Origin of the sequence: uncultured Hymenobacter sp. (genome assembly GCF_964243305.1) — a bacterium.
Taxonomy (GTDB): domain Bacteria; phylum Bacteroidota; class Bacteroidia; order Cytophagales; family Hymenobacteraceae; genus Hymenobacter.
In genome coordinates this window covers 1-20,196 of the sequence record NZ_CAXTEF010000011.1, presented here as the reverse complement: position 1 = coordinate 20,196, position 20,196 = coordinate 1, and the positions used below count along the sequence as shown (strand labels likewise).

Sequence of the window (20,196 nt, the reverse complement as noted above, 5' to 3'; positions counted from 1 at the left end):
AAGCTTACTTGGCAATCACGTTGAAGCTCAGGGTGAACTCGTCGTTGATGGCCTTGTCGCCGATGCTGTCGAAGAAGGTTTTCGAGCCGTATTTGAGGCCGAATTTCGTGCGGTCGATGGTGACGGTGCCGCTGGCAGCGGCGGCGCCATTCTTCACGCCCACTTTGGCCGGGAAGCTGATACGCTGCGTCACGTCGCGGATGGTCATGTCGCCGGCGATGGTGGCGTTGTTGGCGTCGGCCGCCGCACCCTTGATGGGCGTCACGCTCACGATTTTAAACGTGGCAGTGGGAAATTTCTCGGAAGCGAAAAAGTCGTCGCCGCCCATGTGGCCCACAAATTTGGCCTGGCTGTCGGCGTCCTTGATGTCGGTGGCCTTCATCGTTTTCATGTCCACCACCACCACGCCGCCGGTGAGCTGCGTGCCGTTGCCAATCAGCACGCCATCGGCAAACTGCATGGTGCCCTCGTGGCCGTGGGTCACGGCTTTGCCCTCCCAGCCCAGCGTGCTAAGCTGCGGCTGAAGCTTGTATGTAGTGGCCGCCTTGGCAGCTTTGGTGGCCGCGCGGCTTTCTTTGGCCGGCTTGGCGGTGGTGCTGGCCACGGTTTGGGCGTAGGCCGGGGCGCTCAGCAGGGCAGCGGCCAGCAGGGCGGGCATCAGGATTTTTTTCATGATTGCAAAAAAAGAGAGAATGATTTGAAAGATAACGAGTTAAAAATTAAAAGTCAGGCCCGAAAATCATCTCAGGAAGTTCGGATTTTATCGAGCAGGCTGTTGAGTTGGCGCAGCTCCGTTGGACTGAGCTGGTCGAGGCCAATCGGACCGGGGCTGGCGGCCTGCACATCGTCAATCTGGCGCAAAAGCCGCAGGCCGGCCTCGGTGATGCGAATATCCACGGCGCGGCGGTTAGCCGGGCACACCCGGCGCGTGACAAGCTGCTTTTCCTCCAGCCGGTCCACGATGCGCGAAGCGTTGCTGGTTTTGTCCAGCATTCGCTCGATGAGCAGGGCCACGGTGGCGGGCTCCGGGTGACGCCCGCGCAAAATGCGCAGCACGTTGAACTGCGGCAAGCTCAACCCAAAAGGCTTGAGCATGGCCGCCTGCCGCACCGCCAGCCAACCGGCGGTGTACACCACGTTAATGTAGGCTTTCTGGAAGTCGTCGCGGAAGTGGGGCTGCTTGATTTCGTCTTCGAGGCGCATGACGGCGGGCCGGTTGAGGCTGCAAAACTAATGTAGATACATTAAATGTCGCAACATTGTTCGGATTTATTTTCGTAGCGCGGACTTTAGTAGTCCGCGCGGGCGCTGCTAAACTCGTCCACTCGCGGACTACAAAGTCCGCGCTACACTTCCTACCCCCTATCCTAACTCAACCATTCACGTAAAGGCGTCTTTCTCATTTCTACCCCCTCTGCCATGCCGCTGCTGCCCCGCGCTATGAGCTTCGCTCTTCTTCTGGCCGTGCTGGCCGCCACCCCCCAACTGGCCGCTGCTCAGGAAGGCGGCTTTCCCGTCGCGACCACCGCCAGCTCGCAGTTTGTGCTGCTCAACGGCGCGGTTGTGCACCGCCAGGGCACCCAGACCACCGCCCTGAGCCAGAACGTGCGCCTGGCCGGCGGCACCAAAATCAACGTCAAAAGCGGCATCGTGGAGCTGCCGGGCGGCAAGATGACGACGCTGCGTGAGGGCGACTACGTGAAGCCCGACGGCGGCATCGTCTTCGCCACGCCCGCCAGCGCCGCCGCGGCCCGCGGCGAGCAGGCCAGTTCGGGCGCTGATACCCCGTATGATAAGCTCGTGCAGGGCCCGATTTCGACCAACGATAGCCCCGCCGAAGCCCGCGCCAACGTGCTCGGCCTGCGCGTGCAGCTCCTGAATCGTAAAGTCGAGCTATTGAACCAGAAATCGCGCTGCTGAGCAAAGGCAAGCCCAAATCAGCCCGCACCTCGGAGCTGGACCAGCAGCTGCGGGCACTCGATGCGCAGCTGGCCGGGGTGAAGTAGGGCGCGAAGTAAAGTAGACGCGAAGCCGGGCGAAAACCTAGCTTATCCCTACCCCCTCCTGCGCCGTCAAAGCCCCATTGGCTTCCTGCACCAGTCCGAAAGGCTCGTCGCGCACCACCAGCGCGCCGTCTAAATCGTGCACGTCGGCCAGGGTGCTGATTTGCAGCGCCGACCAGATGCCGAGCGAGGTTTCGACCATGCAGCCAATCATGGGGAGCAGGCCGTGGGCGCGGGTTTGACGCAGCAAGTCCAGGCCGCGCCGGTAGCCGCCGGCCTTCATCAGCTTCATATTCACACCATGAAACTGCTGGGCAATGGCGGCAAAGTCGGCCGCGTCCGTCACCGATTCGTCGGCGATGAGGGGGTAGGGTGAGCGGGCGCGCAAGGCGCGGTAATCGGCCTCGGCGGCGGCCGGCAGGGGCTGTTCCAGCAGGCGCACATTTAAGCCGGGCAGCGCCTTTATATTTTCTAAAAACCGCAGTAACCCATCCGCGTCGGGCCAGGCCTCGTTGCCGTCGAGCAGCAGCGGGTGGCCGGGCAGCCGGCGCGTGACTTCGCGCAGCAAATCCAGACCCTCGTCCTGGTTGAGCTTGATTTTCAGGGGCGAAAACCGCGCCGCGCCCTGCGCCCGCAGAAAGCCGGCCACCTCGCCGGGCGGCATGATGGGCAGCGTGAAGGCCGTGGGCACTTGCCGCGCCGGCCGCGGCACCCCTAGAAACTGCCACACCTCCTGCCCGGCCCGCGCCGCCAGCCAGTGCGTGAGCGCCGCCTCCAGGGCAAAGCTGAGCGCGTGCGAAACGGGCCCGGCCGCCAGCAGCTCATCGAGCGCGGCCAGCGACCCAACCTGGTCGAGCCCCGCGGCTTGCAAGGCGGCAAACTCGGCTTGCAGGGCGGCGGGCGTCTCGCCGTAGCGCAGGTTGGGGGCGGCCTCGCCGCGGCCCGCCCGCCCCTGCCGATGGAGGGCGACCACCAGGTTGGTTTTGGTGCTGGCCGCGCCGCGCGCGATTTTCCAGACGTAGCGCAGCGGCAGCTCGTAGGTGGTCAGGGTCCAGGACATGGGGGGGGTAGGGAAAACGAGGCGCCGGGCCCGGCCGCCGCGGGGCCGAACGGCGCGGCTCCTGCCGCCAGGACCGCCAGCGGGGCCGCGGCAAGCCGGCGCCGCAAATCTACCTTTGCCGTCCGACGCGGCCAGCTGCGGCCAGCTCTTCCTGATTCCTTTTTTCCTTATGACGTTTTCCCGCCCCGCTCTCATCGCGCTGCTGCTGTTCCTGGTGGCCGCCGTTTGCACCGTTCTCACGTCGTTTGTCGTGCCGGGTCCGCCGCCGGTGGTATCATTGGTGGCGCGCTGGGCCTTTCTACTGGCGCTGGCGCTTTACGCGGTGCAGCGCCGCTCGCTCACGTTCTGGATTGTGGTGAGCATGTTTGTGGGGGCGGAAATTGGCAACGACTTCCCCGCCTTCGCCGTGAGCCTGAAAGTGCTCAGCGACATCTTTTTGCGGCTGGTCAAGACCATCATCGCGCCGCTGGTCTTCGCCACGCTCGTCGTGGGCATTGCCGGCCACTCCGACCTCAAACAGGTGGGCAAGATGGGCGTCAAGGCGCTGGTTTACTTTGAAGTCGTCACCACGTTTGCCCTCTTCATCGGGCTGGCCGCCATCAACCTGACCAAGGCCGGCGTGGGCATCAGCCAGGCCGGCGTGGCCGCCGAAACCGAGCAGCTGCAAACCGTAAAGCAAACCCCGGCCGACATTATCCTGCACATTTTCCCCGAAAACATTGCCAAGTCGGTGGCCGAGGGGCAGGTGCTGCAAGTCGTAGTGTTTGCCATCATCTTCGCCATCGGCCTGGCGATGGTGCACCAGAGCAAGCGCCGTCCGATGCTGGAAATCGTGGAAAGCCTCTCGGAGGTGATGTTCAAGTTCACCAACGTGGTGATGTTTTTCGCCCCGATTGGCGTGGGCGGCGCCCTGGCCTACACGGTGGGCAAGATGGGGTTTGAGCCGCTCAAGAATGCGTTCTATCTGCTGCTGACGCTCTACGCGGCGCTCGTGGCGTTCGTGCTGCTGGTCTTGCTGCCCGTGGCGCTGCTGGCCCGCATTCCGGTGCGGCGCTTCGTGCAGGCCATTGCCGAGCCGGTCAGCATCGCCTTCGCCACCACCTCATCGGAGGCGGCGCTGCCGCGGGCGATGGAGGCGATGGAAGGCCTCGGCGTGCCGCGCCGCATCGTGGCCTTCGTGATGCCCACGGGCTACTCCTTTAACCTCGACGGCACCACGCTTTATCTGTCTTTGGCAGCGGTATTTGTGGCGCAGGCGGCGGGCATCGAGCTTTCTTTGGGCGAGCAGCTGGTGATGGTGTTCACGCTCATGCTCACCTCCAAGGGCGTGGCGGGCGTGCCGCGGGCCTCGCTCGTGATTCTGCTGGCTACGGTGGCCTCGTTCAAGCTGCCTACCTGGCCGGTGTTCATCATCCTGGGCATCGACGCGCTCATGGACATGGCCCGCACCGCCGTCAACGTCATCGGCAACTGCCTGGCCACGGCCGTGGTGGCCCGCTGGGAAGGCGAGTTCGTGGACAACTACGTGGCCGACCCCGCCCTGACGGCCGTCGAGCCCGTGGCCGCCGAGGCCTGATGACCCCGGCCGCCACGGGCTAAGCACCAGAAATATCCCACTCCACCAAGCTCACGCAGACATCCTTCCATTGGCAGATATTTCCTAGTAACTTAGCAGTATAAATCCTGTTTTTAGGCGCTTTAATAGCTTTAAATCCTGAATCAGCTTGAAATTATACTGTTTTGTTATATCCTGCCGCATGAAGATTATTCTGACTTTAAAGCCCGCTTTGGCGCTCGCCGCCGCCCTGCTGCTGGCCTCCTCCTGCATATCGGTGAAGCACGCGATGAGCGACACACCGCAGGCCCAGATTGCCCGGCGCCTACCCCCGCTGGAAGTGGCGGCCGACAACGGCCCGCTGGCCAGCACCGACGGCGCCGAGCCCGACGACGCCCTGCGCGTGCTCCGGCGCGAGCTGACCCAGAACGTGGTCGAGCCCACCGATACGGCCACTTTTGGCTACGCCAAGCTCACCGTGACCGAGGCCCGCGTGCGCCGCACCAACCGCGGCCTGCAGGCCGTGCAGATGGCCACGCTGATGCTGCCGAGCCTGCTGGGCGTGCCGCTGGAAAACTACAAATCCAACGTTACCGTCGAGCTGCAACTGCTCGATGCCCAGGGCCAGGAAGTGGGCTGCTACGCCGGCTACGGCGAGTCGAACGTGCGCGTGGCCATGTACCACGGCTACTCGCAGACCGCCGCCCCGCGCCTCTCCGACGTGCAGGCCCTGCGCGCGGCACTGGCCCGCATCCGTCCGCAGCTGGATTCAGCCGCCAGCCGGGTGCGCCCGCGCCTGCTCGGCACCGGCCCCGTGGATAATCCGACGCTGCCCGCGGCCGGCCCCACGGCTCAGCGCGCCGCTAACTAATGCCCCAGGCGGCCGGGAGAGCGGCCGGGGCCAGGCCAAAAGCCAGCTTTGGCTATTGGCTGAAGGACCCGTGGCTAAAGGGCAGCTTCGCGCCGCCCGCCCCGCCCAGGGCGGGGGTTGGAGCGGGAGGAGGGGGGTAGGGGGCAGTGGCAGCGCGCGCCGTACCTTTGAACTACTTATGCGCCGCTCCTCTCCCTTCGCTGCTTTGGCCTACCTGCTCGGCTTGGCCGCGCTGCTGGCCGGCTGCTGCGCCAATAATACCTGCGACTGCGACGACCAGCTGGAGGATGCCATCCAGCTGCAATTTCGGGTTGGCGACCCCGCCCTGGACCCCAGCAGCTTCCGGCCCGAAGAGGTGGATACCGTGCGGCTGGTGCGCTATCGCCTACCCCCCAAAAAAGACCCGCCGGCAACCCCGGTGCCGCCGGCGCCCATCGTGCCCGATACCGTGGTGCTGGCCCGCCCCACGGCGCGGCAGGCCAATGATATTATCACCATCAGCAACACGGCGCCGTTTCCCATTAGCGGCTCGCTGCGCGTCAACGCTTACCGCTACGCTATTCTGCTCACGAATGGCCGCCGCCAGACGAGCCGCCTGCGGGTGCGGCAGCGCTACGATGTGTCGAGCATCACGCTTGATGGCGGCTACCAGGCCGATGGCTGCTGCACCTGCTATGAGAACCGCCAGAAGCAGGCTTACCTGCGCATCTCCGCGCCGGGCAGCAGCCAGCCAACCCGGAGCGACTCGGCTTTTTATAACCTCAAACAGGCTTCCAGTCAGCTTATTGAGCTGACGCGTCCCCGGTAGCAGCCGGCCCCGACTGGCCTGCGTATAGCAGCCGCCAGGACCAGGCATTCGCCGGCCCCCCTACCGCGTTGTTCCGCCGTTCCGCCGTTTTGCTATGGCTACCGAAACTTCTACCCTACCCCCCCCCGCCGCGCCCGACGCTATTGTCCCCGGCTTTCCGTTCGAGACGGTGCTGAGCCTGGAGCCGCTGCTGGCCTACTGGCAGGCCCGCGAAACCGACGCCAACGCCGGCCTGGCCCGGCTGGCGCGCGCCATCGGCGAGCAAGCCGCGGCCAACGCCTGGGCCATTGGGCCGCTGACTAATCCGGAGCAGCTGGAGTGCGCCGAGGCCTGCGATTTGCTCAGCACGCTCATGCTGGCCGTGTTTCCGCCCGCCTCGTTCGACACCGATATCAGCGGCGCCATTGCCCCGTTTCAGCGGCGCAGCTTCTACCACACGCCCCACTTTGCCGAGGTGCTGCTCAGCAAAGACCAGACAATTAAGCAGCCGCTCAACATCGATATGCCCACGATGGAGTTGTATTTGGAGCGCGCGGCCTACCTGCACATTCTGCGCGAAGTCTACCAGGTCGAGCTGCCGCTCTCGGGCACCATCATCTTCACCGTGCCCGACTACCGCATTGGCCTCTACCGCCACTACGGGGTCAGCTTCAACTCCGATTTTGTGCGCGTGCGCCTCAAGGGCCCCAAGCCGGAGCTGAGTGCCGCCCAAATTGAGCACATCACCCACCAGCGCCACCGCCGCGAGGTGTGGCACGAGCTGCTGCCGCCCGAGTCTTTCGTGCTCGAAGGCTTCAACATCATTCACCTGACCGACGTGACGGAAACCGAGATTCTCTCGGAGCTGAAGTACGATTTGCTGGAGCGCGACGTGCTCCAGGCCTCCGACCGGCTGGAGCAGATTCAGGAAAAGCTGCGGGTGCTTTTTGCCCGGCCCACCTTGCAGCTGGGCATCGCGGCGTTTGATGAGAAAAAGCACGCCTTCGTGGATTTTGGGCGCAAAATCAACCACAGCTTTCTCACCAAACAGATGCCGAGCCAGAGCCTGGCCGGCGGCTTCAAGCAGCTCTACGCCCGCCTGCTGAGTGAGCGCAAGCCGCTGGTGCTGCCCAACGTGGCCCGCGCGCCCGAGCTGCCCGAGGACCTGCGCCAGCAGATTCTGGGCCTGGGCATTCACTCAGCCATCCTGGCCCTGCTGCCCTACGGCAACGACACGGTGGGTTTGCTGGAGCTGGGCTCGACCGGCGTCGATGACCTCGACGAGTTCGACATGGAGCTGGTCAACCAGTTCGTGCCCTTGTTCGCGGTGGCCGTCAAGCGCAACGCCGAGGACCTGCAAACCCGCATTCAGGCCGTCATCAAGGAGAAATTCACGGCCATCCACCCGACGATGGAGTGGCGCTTTACGGACGCCGCGCGCAACCTGCTGGCCAAGATTGACGAGGGCAACCGCGGGGCCGAGATGGAGGCCATCGTGTTCCATGACGTGTACCCGCTGCACGGCTCCAGCGACATCCGCGGCTCCAGCACGGCCCGCAACGAGGCCATTCAGGGCGACTTGATTGAGCACCTGACCCTGGCGAACAAGGTCCTGAAAAAGGCGTCTGACTACCAGGCGCTGCCGATTCTGGACGAGCTGAAGTTCTACGTGGGCAAGCACCTGCGGCGTTTGCGCCAGGGCGTGCTCTCGGGCGACGAGGTGAGCATCTACGAGTCCTTGAAATCCGAGGTGGAGCCGCTGTTCGAGTACCTGGCCCAGAATACGCCCGAGCTGCGGCCGGTCATAACCTCTTACTGGGATAATATCGACCCTGAGCTGGGCATTCTCTACAAGCGGCGGCAGGCGTTTGAGCTGAGCGTGACGCGCATCAACGACGCCATCAGCGACTACCTCGACGAGGAGGAGGGCAAGGCCCAGCAGATGTTTCCGCACTACTACCAGCGCCTGAAAACCGACGGCGTGGAGCACAACATCTACGTCGGCGCCTCGCTGGTCGAGAATAAGCCCTTCGACCTGGTCTTTCTTAAAAACCTGCGCCTCTGGCAGTTGCTGGCCATGATAGCCATCACGCGCCGCACGGCCGCCCTCAAGCCGGAACTACCCGTGCCGCTCGACACGACCCAGCTGATTCTGATTCATTCCCAACCGCTTAACATCCGCTTCCGGCAGGACGAGCGGCAGTTCGACGTGGACGGCGCCTACAACATTCGCTACGAAATCATCAAGAAGCGCATCGACAAGGCCACCGTCGAGGGCACCGGCGAGCGCCTGACTCAGCCTGGCCACCTGGCTTTAGTCTATGCCCAGGCCCGCGAAGCCGTTGAGTACTACGAGTACATCGACTACCTCCAGGACCGGGAGATGCTCGAATCAGACGTCGAGGAGTTGGCGCTGGAAGAATTGCAGGGCGTGAAAGGGCTGATGGCCCTGCGAGTAAAGGTCAGGCTGTGAGGTTAAGATAAAAAGAGGGGGGTAGGGAAATAAGCTAGCTAGTGAAGCTTGTCCTTGATTTCCCTACCCCCCTCTTTTTTCCGAAAGCCGCCCGGCCCGGCCTTGCTATTCGGGCCAGCTTGAAGCTTGGCGCCGGTCTTTGGATTGGAAGAACAGGCGCAGCCCGGCGCGCAGCAGCAAGAGCCAGCCTACGCCGCCGGCGAAGCCGGCCAGCACGTCGGTGAAGTAGTGCACGTGCAGATACACCCTGGTCAGGCCAATGAGCCCGGCCCAAACCAGCAGCGCCGCGGCCCAGCCCCAGCGCCCGTACTCGCGGGCCAGGAGCCAGGCCAGGCAGCCGTAGAAGGCGGTGCTCATCATGGCGTGGCCGCTCGGAAAGCTCAGCCCCAGCTGAAACAGGAGCGCCGACGTGGGCCGGGGCCGCTGAAACCAGGCCTTGAGCAGCTCGTTGAGGGCCCAGCCGCCGCCCATCGCCAGAAACAAAGCCAGCGCGGGGCGGCCGTAGCCGCCGCGCCGCATCCAGTAGGGCGCAATCAGGCTGGCGGGCAGAAAAAACTTGAGCGAGCCGAAAAACGTGATGAACGAGACCACCGGCGTGAGGCCGGGCGCGGCGGCCCGCCAGCCATCAGCCACGGCAAAGGCCTGCTCATCGAGCGCCACCGTGGGCTGCCCGAACACGACCCTGGCCAGGTAAAAGAAGAAGGCAAACGCCAGCACGAACGCCAGCGCGCTGCCCAGCAGCTCGGCGGTGAGCAGGCCGCTGAGCGCGGCCAGGCGGGAGGTTGATTTCTGCATGATAGATAGCGCCGGCTCTTAGCCAGTTAGCCGTGAGCGCCCTGAAAATGAGCTGACCGGAACAGAAACGGTTGCGGTCAGCTAATGATTTAACCGCTCAGGCCGTCTGCTGCCTGGGCCGGGCCCCGGCGCAGCCGAACGAAAAAAGGCCAGCCCGGAAGAGGCTGGCCTTTTTAGTACTCGAAGCGTGCGCTCGGGGAGACTCGAACTCCCACACCTTGCGGAACTGCCGCCTGAAGACAGCGCGTCTACCAATTTCGCCACAAGCGCAACTCACATTCTCAAGCGGCGCCAGCCCGGTCGGTGGGCGCTGCTTGGTGGGGCAAAGATAGGCAGCCGGCGCGGCCGGGCGCAAGTAATGGGCGCATATTTTTAGGGCACTGGCAGATTGGGGCCCGGCGGGCGCTTGTTTTTCAGTTACTTGCCAGGCAGGCGTTTCACCCAAAATATTATCAGCCGGGGCCAGGGACAGTCGAATTCCGAATCCCTACCCCCTTACTTTAAGCCAAGGTGCCACATACTTCTCTCATATTTACCATCCTGGTGGGGGCGCTGGCCTCGGGCAACTACGACCGGGTGGCGGGGTTTTACGACGCGCTGGCCGGGCTCGTGTTTGGCCGCGCGCTGCGGCAGGCCCAGCGCGCAGCCCTGCGGGCCGGCCTGCCGCCGGGCAGGCCAAGGGTGCTGGTGCTGGGCGGCGGCGCGGGCTGGGTGCTGAGCGAGCTGCGGCGACAGCGGCCCGCCGCGCCGGTGCTCTACCTCGAAGCCTCGGGCCGGATGCTGGCCCGCGCCCGGCAGCGCCTGCAACGGGAGGACGCCGCGTTGCCTGGTGCGCCAGTGGCCGGGCAGGTGGAGTTCCGGTGCGGCACTGAGCAGGACCTGCGGCCGGATGAGCAGTTTGACGCGATAATCACGTTTTTTGTGCTTGACTGCTTTCCCGCTGACCTTCTGCCCGCCGCGCTGCGCCGGCTGGACGCGGCCCGGCGTCCGGCCGCGCCCTGGCTGCTGGCCGATTTCCGCCTACCCCGCCGCTGGTGGCAGCACCTGCTGCTGAGGGCGATGTACACCTTCTTCCGGCTGACCACGGGCCTGCGGGCGCGCCACCTGCCCGACCTGCCGGCCGCCCTCGCGGCGCTAGGGCTGCGCTACCGGCCGGTGGGCACGTTCTACGCCGGGGCCGTGGAAGCGGCCGTTTTTGAGCCGGACCGGGCGCCGACGCCGGCGGGCGGCAGCAAATCAAGTTAGTGCCCAATTTATTCTTGCCGAAATTCAACTAGTATTACTATTGCTAGACAAGGCTTTCTTTCCGTACTGAGAATTGTACGCTAAATTGCACCGTGGTAAGGCACGTACCTTTGATAGCGCCGTTCTGCATTACTTATTTTATTAACTGTCCGCTTTATGAAAATCCCTACTTCCCGCCTGCTGCTGGCCAGCGCCTTGCTGCTGGGCGGCGCGGCTGGCCTGCAAGCGCAGCCCACCGACCCCGGCGCGGCGGTGCGCTACAACGTGGCCTTCCCCAACGCCGTGCACCACGAGGCCCGCATCACGGCCACGTTTGCGGGCGTGCCGGCCGGGCAAACCCTGCACGTGCGCATGGCCCGCTCCTCGCCGGGGCGCTACGCGACGCATGATTTTGCCAAAAACGTGTACTATGTGCTGGCTACCGACGGCGCCGACAAGCCCCTGCCCACCACCAAGCCTGACCCTTACGGCTGGGACGTGACGGCCGGCGCCGACGGCACCGTGCGCTTCAATTACACGCTCTACGGCGACCGCACCGACGGCACCTACGTGGGCATCGACCAGCAGCACGCCCACCTCAACATGCCCGCTACGCTCTGCTACGCCCGCGAGCAAGCTAACCGCGCCGCCGTGGTGCACTTTGAGGTGCCGCCGACCTGGAAAGTCGCCACCCAGCTGCGCCCCGACGCGGGAGGCGACAAGAACACCTACACGGCCCCCAACCTGCACTACCTGATGGACAGCCCGACCTCGCTGGGCGTGCAGCAGGAGCGCGCCTGGCAGGAAGGCGATAAGAAGTTTGAAATCAACGCCTTGCACGCCGGCCTCAACACCGAGCTGGACGAGTTCATGAAGGGTACCCAGAAGCTGGTGCGCGAGGAAATCGGGGTGTGGGGCGAGCTGCCCAAGTTCGATTTCGACCGCTACACCTTCGTGGTGAATTTGCTGCCCCAGGCCAGCGGCGACGGCATGGAGCACCGCAACTCCACGTCCATCACCAACCCTACCCCCCTGCGCGGCGACGAAGGCCAGGTGCAGAACCTGGGCATCGTGGCCCACGAGTTTTTCCACGCCTGGAACGTGGAGCGCCTGCGTCCTAAATCCCTGGAACCCTTCGACTTCGACCGCCCCAACATGAGCGACGAGCTGTGGTTTGCCGAAGGCTTCACCCAATATTACGGCGACCTGGCCCTGTGCCGGGCCGGCATCATTGATGAGGATAATTTCTACGAGCGGCTGAGCGGCTACGTGAACGCCCGGCAGAACTCGCCCGGCGCCCGCTACGCCTCGGCCGTGGACATGAGCCGGCAGGCCGTTTTTGCCGATGCCGCCGTGAGCATCGACCCCACCAACCGCAGCAACACCTACCTCTCCTACTACTTGCAAGGCGCCGGCCTGGCCCTGAGCCTCGACATGCAGCTGCGCGCCACCAAGCGCACCGACCTCGACGCCCTGATGCGGGCCATGTGGGCGCAGTTCGGCAAGAATCAGAAGGACTATGCCCCGGCCGCGCCCTACACGGTCAAGGACTTCCAGCGGGTGCTGGGCGAAGTAGCCAAAGACACGGCCTTTGCCAGCCGCTTCGTGCGGCAGTACGTGACAGGCCGCGAAGCGCCGCGCTTTGCTGATAATCTGATGGCCGCGGGCCTCGTGGTGAAGCCCACCCACGTGCTGGGCGCCGCCCTGCCCCGGCAGGTGCGCTTTGAGAATGGTCAGTGCCTCGTGGCCAACGCGACGCAGATTAATTCCGGCCTCTACCGCGCCGGCCTCGACCGCGGCGACGTGCTGCTCGCCCTCGACGGCCAGACCCTGACCGACGCAGCCACGCTCGACGCCATCATGCGCCGCCACTCGCCGGCCGACATGGTGCTGGTGAAGGTGCGCACCCGCGGCGGCATCGAGCGCACCGCCCAGCTCGTGCTCACCGAAGACCCCAACGTGGAGGTCGTGCCCGGCGAAATCGTGCAAACCTTCAACCTGACCCAGCCCCAGAAAGATGTGCGGGCCAATTGGCTGGCCAGCCGCGCCACGCCGCCCAACGTGCCACTGCCCAAGAACGTGAAGCTCAAGCCGATTACGGCGCCCAGCGCTGGTGTTCGCCCGGCGGCGAAGAAGAAGTAAGCGTTTCCCTACCCCCCTTCGCTGGACAAGGGGGTAGGAAAGCTGCTGAACCAGCTATTCAGACGAGGACAACCCAACAAAAAGCCCTCCCGGCGCTGCCAGGAGGGCTTTTTACGGAGTAAACTGAACTGCTTAGCGGCGGTTGCCGAAAAAGCGCAACAGGAACAGAAACAAATTAATAAAGTCCAGGTACAAGGTCAGCGCGCCCATCAACGCCACTTTAGCGCCCGCCTCGCCTTCGCTGCCCATTTCCAGAGCCTGGGCTTTAATTTTCTGCGTGTCGTAGGCCGTCAGGGCGGTGAAGAGCAGCACGCCCACGCCGCTGATAACGGTTTGCAGCAGGCTGTTGTGCAGGAACATATTCACCAGCGAGGCGATGACGAGGCCCACGAGCGCCATAAGCAGCAGATTGCCGAAGCGCGAGAGGTCGGTTTTGGTGACGTAGCCGTAGATGCTCATCGCGCCGAAGGTGCCGGCCGTGACGGCAAACGTGGCGGCGATGGACGTGCTGGTGTAGAGCATAAAAATAGCGGCCATCGTCACCCCATTGAGCACGGCATAAACCATAAACAGGAAAATGGCCGTGCTGGCTTGCAGCGCGTGAATGCGGGCCGAGATGAACATGACCAAGCCCAGTTCGCCGAAGATGAGCGCGTAGAACACGAGGCGGTTGCTGAAAACCGCCTCGATGGCAGCTGGCGAACTGGCGACCATCAGGGCCGTGGCGGCGGTGAGCAGCAGGGCAGCGGCCATCCAGCCGTAGACTTTGGTCAGGAAAACCGAAAGGTTGTACTGCTGGTCGCCGAGCGGCAGCGGGGTTTGGCGGGGAGAACTAAGACGAGGGTCCATGCGGGTGTAGCTTTGAAAAGTTAAAGAAGGGTACGGCTTAAACGCAAAGCGGCGGGCGAAGTACTCCTTTTCACTTTAAAAAGTTAGCTGGCATGGCGGCGGTTTCTTATCTGCGCAACGAGGCGCTTCTTACCATCCGGCCGGGCTACCCCGGCAACAAGCTCTTCGGCGCACAATTCGCCAACGGCGACGTGCTCTACGAGTCCGAGCTGAGCACTCTGCTGCGCTGGCAGCTCACCGAAAACCCCCAGAAAGCCGAGAAGAAAGCTGACCTCTGGGTGCCGGAAGTGGTGGACTGCACGGCGTTTCTGCGCAGCACCGAAGAAGGCTTGGTTTGGCTGGGCCACGCCACGTTCGTGCTGCGCATGGGGAGTAGGACGCTGCTGTTCGACCCGATTCTGTTTTCCTCCCTGGGCCTCAAGCGGCGCCACGAGCTGCCCTGCGCGCCCGAGGATTTGACGGGTATCGACCTGCTGCTGCTCAGCCACGGGCACCGCGACCATCTGGACGAGTTGTCCATCAAGCTGCTGGCGCGGCAGAACCCTGCTATGCAGGTACTCAGCTCGCTGCGCATGGCGCCGCTGCTGCGTGGAATGGCGCCCCAACTGCGCGTGCAGGAAGCCGGCTGGTGGCAGCAGTACGACCTGGGCCCTACCCCCCCTTTTGAAATCTACTACCTGCCCGCCGCCCACTGGCACCGCCGCGGCCTGCTCGACATGAACCGCGTGCTCTGGGGCAGCTTTCTGATTAAAGTCAGGGCGCCAGACGGCGACAAGCTGATTTATTTCGCCGGCGACACCGCCTACGGCCCGCACTTAGAGCAGATTGAGCAGCAATTTGGCCCGCTGGATATTGTGCTCATGCCCATCGGCGCCTACAAGCCGGAGTTTATGATGGGCCAGAGCCACGTCAACCCGCAGCAGGCCGCCAAAGCTGCCAACGTGCTGCGGGCCGGTCACGTCGTGCCCATGCACTACGGCACCTTCGACCTGAGCGACGAGCCGGTTTCGGAGCCGCTGCATCTGCTGCAACGCATGGCGGCCGAGGGCAACCTGCGCGGTGAGCTGCACGCGCCGGCCGTGGGCGAGGTATTGCGCTGGCGGGAGTGGGAATAGGTTGCCGTTTTGGCTTACCTCTTGATTTCAGCCAGGAGTTCAACCGCATCGTCGGCGCCTTTATTGGCCTTGGCGGCGGCGGCAACAGCTTCGTTGGCGACGCTGGCTGCTTGCTCATTATCGCCCAGCTTGCGCAGCAGCTTGGCCCGCGTCAGCAGGTGCAGGTAGCTGCGGTCGGCGGCCAGGGCTTGCCGAATTATCGGGTCCGCTTTGGCCAAAACCGCGCGGTCCTCGACAAAGGCCGTCATGTACACCGTGGCTTCGTAAAGCGTGTAGCTATCCTGCCCGGCGTACTTGGCGCCGTAGGCCAGCACCGCGTCCGCATAGGCGGGCCAATCGCGCTGCGGCTGCCCCAGCAGGTAGTGAACGCGGGCCAGGGCCTGCCACTGCGCGGCCCCGTCAGGCACAAGCCGGCCGACAGCCTGCTGCAAATTACTCAGCGCGGCCAGGTCATTTTTTTGGCCCAGTTCACCAGCTTCCCGACTAATCGTGCCCTTGACTTTTTTCGTCACCGCTTCCTGCCCAAACTGCGCGACCATCGCCGACTGATGCGTTAAAAAGTACTGCGTTAGCGGCGAGCCGAAATCGGCATAGGCGTTAAAAATAAAATCCGTGTTTTTCTGGGAAGCCAAGTCTTTGGGCTGCTGGCTTTTCAGATACTCGCCCGTTACCTGGTCGTACAAGGCGGGCTCCTGCGCCAGAGCCGGCGCGGTGCTGAGCGCGTAGAGCAGTTCGGCGGTCCGGTCGCCGGCCTGGTATTGCTCTTTTAGCGAGAAAAAGGCTTTTTTGGGGTTGAAAGCATCTCTGCCATCTACCACAAAATCGGCCGCGGGTTCGTAGCCGCTGCTCAGGTGAAGCAATTTGCCCTGCGGGCTGAAGTAGAGGTAGGCCGGCAGCGTCCGAATGGCGAAGCGCTCGGCCAGCACTTTGCCTTCGCCCTCATCCACGTTAATCTTGTGGCTGAGAAAGGTTGCGTTGTAGTAGCGGCTCACGGCGGGGGTAGGGAAAACCTCGGTTTCCATTGGCCGGCAGAAGTGACAGCTGGGCGAGCCAGCGTACAGGAAAACGGCCTTATTCGCTTTTTTGGCCTGCGCCAGGGTTCCCGCCCAGTCGCCCTTCGTGAAGGCTACCGTGGGGCTTTGGCCCTTGGTAAGAATCGAGCCGAGCAGGAATACGAGGGCGAGAAAGCAGCGCATAGGAAGCTGTTGCGAGTAGTTAGGTAGGAGTACGCCAGTCTGGTTTCGAGCAGTTGCGGTTAGCTACATCTTCCGCGAAAGCTACCATTTTAAGTTGAAATCAGCTGGTTCTCGGCAACGAATGCTCGCCACCCCGGCCAAGCTAGGAAGCATACTCAACGGCGCGCCCGGCCGCTACCTTTGCCCGCTATGTCCCCTACCCTTGTTTTAAGCCTCGTCGGCGGCTACTTCGCCGTGCTCATCATTATTGCCGTGCTCACCTCGCGCGGGGCGACGAGCGAGAGCTTCTTCGTCGCCAACCGCAACGCGCCCTGGTACATGGTCGCCTTCGCCATGATTGGTACCTCGCTTTCGGGCGTCACCTTTATCTCGGTGCCGGGCAACGTGTACGGCAAAAGCTGGAGCTATCTGGCCGTGGTGCTGGGCTACGTGGCCGGCTACGTGGTCATCGGCACCGTGCTCCTACCCCTCTACTACCGGCTCAGGCTGGTCAGCATCTACACCTATCTGGAGCAGCGCTTCGGCTACTGGAGCTACAAAACCGGCGCCTTGTTCTTTCTGATTTCCAGAGCGTTGGGCTCGGCCTTGCGGCTGTACCTGGTGGCGGGCGTGCTGCAACTGGCCGTGTTCGACGCGATGGGCGTGCCGTTTGCCGTGACCGTGGTGGTCAGCATCCTGTTCATCTACCTCTACACCTTCAAGGGCGGGCTCAAGACCATTCTCTGGACCGACACTTTCCAGACACTAGCCATGCTCACTTGCGTGGCTTTGAGCATCTATTTCATGGCCGACGCCCTGAATTATTCCTTCGGGCAGCTCATCGGCACGGTGCGCGAAAGTGAGATGTCCAAGGTCTATTTTGCTGATTTTCGGGATGATAAGTTTTTTTGGAAGCAGTTTGCGTCGGGCATGTTCATCACCATCGTGATGACTGGCCTCGACCAGGATTTGATGCAGAAAAACCTGAGCTGCCGCAGCCTCGAAGACGCGCAGAAGAACCTGTTCTGGTTTACGCCGGTCATCGTGGGCGTCAACGTGCTGTTTCTCACGCTCGGCGTGCTGCTTTATAAATACGCCGCCGCCCGCGGCCTGGCCCTGGAGCAATTGCCGCAGCTGCTTAACCTCAAAGGCAGCCTCGACACCGATAAGGTGTTCCCATTTCTGGCGACCACGCAATTCTCACTCTTCGCCGGTATCATCTTCATTCTCGGCATCATCGCCGTCACCTACGCCTCCGCCGACTCGGCGCTCACGGCCCTCACCACATCGTTCTGCGTCGATTTCCTGGACATTAAGCAGTACCCCGAAGCCCGGCAGGCGCGCCTGCGGCAGCTCACGCACTTGGGCTGGTCCGTGGCGCTCATCGGCATCATCCTCATCTTCCGCGTCATCAACGAGCAGAGCCTGATTGACGCCGTGTTCAAAACCGCCGGCTACACCTACGGCCCACTGCTGGGCCTCTTCGCCTTCGGCATCCTCACCGGCCGCAACCTGCGCGACAACCTCGTGCTGCCGACCTGCTTCGCCGCCGTGGGCCTGACCTGGCTTATCGTCTCGCACTCCGTGGAGTGGCTCGGCGGCTACAAGTTTGGCTTTGAAATCCTGCTGCTCAACGGTTTACTGGTATTTCTGGGGCTGCTGGCCATTTCCCTACCCCCCTCATCCAGCTCAGTGAACCTTCAAGCCGAGCCGGTGTTGGGATAACAGCCATTCGCGGCTGGTTTTTTGATTATTCTGATGTTTCACCAGTTTGCTGAAGCTCAGCATCGCCGCCCTTTATGAATCACCGCTTATCAGGCATGAAGTTTTTAATATTGGCGCTGCTGTTTCCCGTCGCCGCGTGGGCGCAGCAGCCGGCCGCGCCGGCCGCCGCAGTCCCTACCCCCCCTTCCGCGCCTAAGCCCATCGTGCTGCGCCCCGGCCACATGCAGGTGCAGGCCAACCCCGCCGCCAACCGCCCCGACCGGGCGCCGGTCTACCCGGGCGGGGCCGAGGCGCTGGGCTTGTTTTTCCTCCAAAACATCAAATATCCCGAAGCCGCCCGCGTCAAGCAGCTCAGCGGCACGGTGCTCGTGCGGGCCACGGTCAATGTGGACGGTACGGTCAGCAACCCCACGGTTGCTAAATCCTTATCGCCCGAATGCGACGCCGAGGCCCTGCGCGTGGTGGTCCTGCTCACGGGCTGGCAGCCGGCCATGCGGCGCGCCCGGCCGCTGCCGGTGCTCATTGAGCTGCCCGTGCCATTTGGCGGCGCCGGCGAGGTGAGAGTAGAGCAGAAGCGCCGCAAGCCTAAAAGCTAGGATAGACTTATTAATAAGCCTGTCATGCTTTATCTGGTGTCCGCTTGCGAAGCACCTTATCACGCGGGAACGATGCACTAATCAATCGTTCTGGTTTCGTTCCCACGTAAGAGGATGCTTCGCAAGCGGACGCCAGATAAAGCATGACAAACGTTTTTGTTACCCCTGATTTATACCTAGCATATACCCTGCTCTAACCTATCCTTTCTAAATGGCCCGCAGCGGACTCAATACCAGCAATACCGACCCGGCAGCCGCCGACGCCCCCAAGCCCAAGCTTACCAAAGAAACCCTGCGGCGCAGCCTGCGCGTGTTTCGCTACGTGCTGCCCTACCGCACCAAGTTCATCATTGGCATGGTGCTGCTCACCTTCAGCAGCGCCACTACGATGGCCTTTCCCTGGGTGATTGGCAAGCTGGTTGATTTAGCCAACGGCAAGGCCGTGGTGCTGCCCGGCGGCTTTGGGGTAAGCATCAATAAAGTCGGGCTGTTTCTCTTCCTGATTATCCTCCTGCAAGGGCTGTTTTCGTTCGGGCGCATCTGGTTTTTCACTCAGGTGAGCGAGTTCACGGTGCGCGACATCCGGCAGGCGCTCTACGCCAAGTTCGTGACCCTGCCCATTCCGTATTTCGAGAAAAACCGCGTCGGGGCCATCACCTCGCGTATTACTTCTGACGTGTCGCAGATTCAGGATACGTTTTCTATCACCCTGGCCGAGCTGTTCCGGCAGGTGACGACGCTGCTGGCGGGCATCATCTTCATCATGGTCGTGTCGGTCAAGCTCTCGCTGTTTATGCTGGCCACGTTTCCGCCCATTGTCCTGCTGGCGATGGTATTTGGTCGCCGCATCCGCAAGCTGGCCAAAACCACGCAGGACGAGCTAGCCAAGGCCAACGTCGTGGTTGAAGAAACCCTGCAAGGCATCAACACCGTCAAGGCCTTCACCAACGAGCTGTTTGAAACCCAGCGCTATACCGCGGCCCTGACCCGCGCTGTGCAGGCCGCCCTCACCAGCAACCTCTACCGCGGCGGCTTCGTGCTCTTCGTCATCGTGGGTTTGTTCGGCGGCATTATCCTGGTGCTCTGGCGCGCTGCCACACTCACCCAGACCGGCCTGATGACCATCGGCGACCTCACTTCGTTTGCGCTCTACACCATGTTTATCGGCGCCTCCGTCGCGGGCCTGGGCGAGATTTATAGCAAAGTTCAGAGCACGCTCGGCGCCTCCGAGCGCATCCTCGAAATCCTGGATGAGCCCAGCGAGCCGACCCACCAATCCCTACCCCCCGGCCAGCCGGCGCTGCAAATCCACGGCGACATCGAGTACCAGCACGTGGCCTTCCGCTACCCCACGCGCCCCGATTTGCCGGTGCTCCAGGACATCAGCTTCGACATTCAGGCGGGCGAGAAAATCGCGCTCGTCGGTCCCAGCGGCGCCGGCAAAAGCACCATCGTGAGTTTACTGATGCAGTTCTACGAGCTGAGCGCCGGCCGCATCCGCATCGACGGCCGCGACGCCTCCTCCTACGACCTGACCGAGCTGCGCCGCCACATCGGCATCGTGCCCCAGGAAACGCTGCTCTTCGGCGGCACCATCCGCGAGAACATCGCCTATGGCCAGACCGACGCCTCCGACATGGCCATCATTGGCGCCGCCGAGCGTGCCAACGCCTGGCAGTTCATCAGCACGTTTCCCGAAGGACTTGACACGGTCGTGGGCGAGCGCGGCATCAAGCTCTCGGGCGGGCAGCGGCAGCGCGTGGCCATTGCGCGCGCCATCCTGAAAAACCCCGCCATCCTGATTCTGGACGAAGCCACGTCCTCGC

At 63.1% G+C, this 20,196-nt stretch carries 17 protein-coding genes and 1 tRNA gene; 11 read left to right on the top strand and 7 right to left on the bottom strand.

Annotation, left to right across the window (positions count from 1 at the left end; all coding sequences use genetic code 11):
• Nucleotides 1-4: 4 nt before the first annotated feature.
• Both ACFE70_RS08630 and ACFE70_RS08625 read right to left on the bottom strand, forming a co-directional pair.
• Nucleotides 5-673 carry a YceI family protein gene (locus ACFE70_RS08630; protein WP_375417329.1) on the bottom strand — a complete coding sequence of 223 codons (669 nt, stop codon included), beginning with the start codon at nt 671-673 and terminating at the stop codon, nt 5-7.
• 71 nt (nt 674-744) lie between these two features.
• Nucleotides 745-1,203, bottom strand: a complete 459-nt coding sequence (locus ACFE70_RS08625) for a MarR family winged helix-turn-helix transcriptional regulator (protein ID WP_375417328.1) — start codon at nt 1,201-1,203, stop codon at nt 745-747.
• A gap of 216 nt (nt 1,204-1,419) precedes the next feature.
• Between ACFE70_RS08625 and ACFE70_RS08620 the strand changes: the two genes are divergently transcribed.
• A complete protein-coding gene (locus ACFE70_RS08620; RefSeq protein ID WP_375417327.1) occupies nt 1,420-1,920 on the top strand; it encodes a DUF6799 domain-containing protein in 501 nt (166 codons plus the stop codon).
• Nucleotides 1,921-2,043: 123 nt separating this feature from the next.
• Here ACFE70_RS08620 and ACFE70_RS08615 read toward each other — a convergent pair whose 3' ends face one another.
• Entirely contained in the window at nt 2,044-3,063 is a 1,020-nt protein-coding gene (locus ACFE70_RS08615) for a dipeptide epimerase (RefSeq protein WP_375417326.1), read from the bottom strand.
• A gap of 169 nt (nt 3,064-3,232) precedes the next feature.
• Between ACFE70_RS08615 and ACFE70_RS08610 the strand changes: the two genes are divergently transcribed.
• From ACFE70_RS08610 to ACFE70_RS08595, 4 genes are all read left to right on the top strand, one after another.
• Entirely contained in the window at nt 3,233-4,639 is a 1,407-nt protein-coding gene (locus tag ACFE70_RS08610) for a dicarboxylate/amino acid:cation symporter (protein WP_375417325.1), read from the top strand.
• A 181-nt stretch (nt 4,640-4,820) separates the two neighbouring features.
• On the top strand, nt 4,821-5,489 hold the full coding sequence (locus ACFE70_RS08605) for a hypothetical protein (protein ID WP_375417324.1): 669 nt from the start codon (nt 4,821-4,823) through the stop codon (nt 5,487-5,489).
• Nucleotides 5,490-5,667: 178 nt separating this feature from the next.
• On the top strand, nt 5,668-6,297 hold the full coding sequence (locus tag ACFE70_RS08600) for a hypothetical protein (protein ID WP_375417323.1): 630 nt from the start codon (nt 5,668-5,670) through the stop codon (nt 6,295-6,297).
• Between the two features lie 94 nt (nt 6,298-6,391).
• Entirely contained in the window at nt 6,392-8,749 is a 2,358-nt protein-coding gene (locus ACFE70_RS08595) for a GAF domain-containing protein (protein ID WP_375417322.1), read from the top strand.
• A gap of 105 nt (nt 8,750-8,854) precedes the next feature.
• On the opposite strand, the gene ACFE70_RS08590 is transcribed toward ACFE70_RS08595, so the two are convergent.
• Nucleotides 8,855-9,544: a phosphatase PAP2 family protein gene (locus ACFE70_RS08590; RefSeq protein WP_375417321.1), complete on the bottom strand. Its 690-nt coding sequence runs from the start codon at nt 9,542-9,544 to the stop codon at nt 8,855-8,857.
• Nucleotides 9,545-9,732: 188 nt separating this feature from the next.
• Nucleotides 9,733-9,814, bottom strand: a tRNA-Leu gene (locus tag ACFE70_RS08585).
• Nucleotides 9,815-10,054: 240 nt separating this feature from the next.
• Here ACFE70_RS08585 and ACFE70_RS08580 point away from each other — a divergent pair.
• Together ACFE70_RS08580 and ACFE70_RS08575 are read left to right on the top strand one after the other, a co-directional pair.
• Nucleotides 10,055-10,789, top strand: coding sequence for a class I SAM-dependent methyltransferase (locus ACFE70_RS08580; RefSeq protein WP_375417320.1), 735 nt, complete (start codon nt 10,055-10,057; stop codon nt 10,787-10,789).
• 156 nt (nt 10,790-10,945) lie between these two features.
• On the top strand, nt 10,946-12,910 hold the full coding sequence (locus ACFE70_RS08575; RefSeq protein ID WP_375417319.1) for a M61 family metallopeptidase: 1,965 nt from the start codon (nt 10,946-10,948) through the stop codon (nt 12,908-12,910).
• A gap of 132 nt (nt 12,911-13,042) precedes the next feature.
• On the opposite strand, the gene ACFE70_RS08570 is transcribed toward ACFE70_RS08575, so the two are convergent.
• On the bottom strand, nt 13,043-13,759 hold the full coding sequence (locus ACFE70_RS08570; protein ID WP_375417318.1) for a Bax inhibitor-1/YccA family protein: 717 nt from the start codon (nt 13,757-13,759) through the stop codon (nt 13,043-13,045).
• 92 nt (nt 13,760-13,851) lie between these two features.
• Between ACFE70_RS08570 and ACFE70_RS08565 the strand changes: the two genes are divergently transcribed.
• Nucleotides 13,852-14,874, top strand: a complete 1,023-nt coding sequence (locus ACFE70_RS08565; RefSeq protein WP_375417317.1) for an MBL fold metallo-hydrolase — start codon at nt 13,852-13,854, stop codon at nt 14,872-14,874.
• Between the two features lie 14 nt (nt 14,875-14,888).
• On the opposite strand, the gene ACFE70_RS08560 is transcribed toward ACFE70_RS08565, so the two are convergent.
• A complete protein-coding gene (locus ACFE70_RS08560) occupies nt 14,889-16,070 on the bottom strand; it encodes a thioredoxin family protein (RefSeq protein WP_375417316.1) in 1,182 nt (393 codons plus the stop codon).
• Nucleotides 16,071-16,259: 189 nt separating this feature from the next.
• Between ACFE70_RS08560 and ACFE70_RS08555 the strand changes: the two genes are divergently transcribed.
• The 3 genes from ACFE70_RS08555 to ACFE70_RS08545 all read left to right on the top strand — a co-directional run.
• Entirely contained in the window at nt 16,260-17,774 is a 1,515-nt protein-coding gene (locus ACFE70_RS08555; RefSeq protein ID WP_375417315.1) for a sodium:solute symporter, read from the top strand.
• Nucleotides 17,775-17,848: 74 nt separating this feature from the next.
• Complete coding sequence (locus tag ACFE70_RS08550; protein WP_375417314.1) at nt 17,849-18,370, top strand: energy transducer TonB; 522 nt, start codon at nt 17,849-17,851, stop codon at nt 18,368-18,370.
• 211 nt (nt 18,371-18,581) lie between these two features.
• A partial coding sequence (locus ACFE70_RS08545) for an ABC transporter ATP-binding protein (RefSeq protein WP_375417313.1) occupies nt 18,582-20,196 on the top strand: 1,615 nt, incomplete at its 3' end.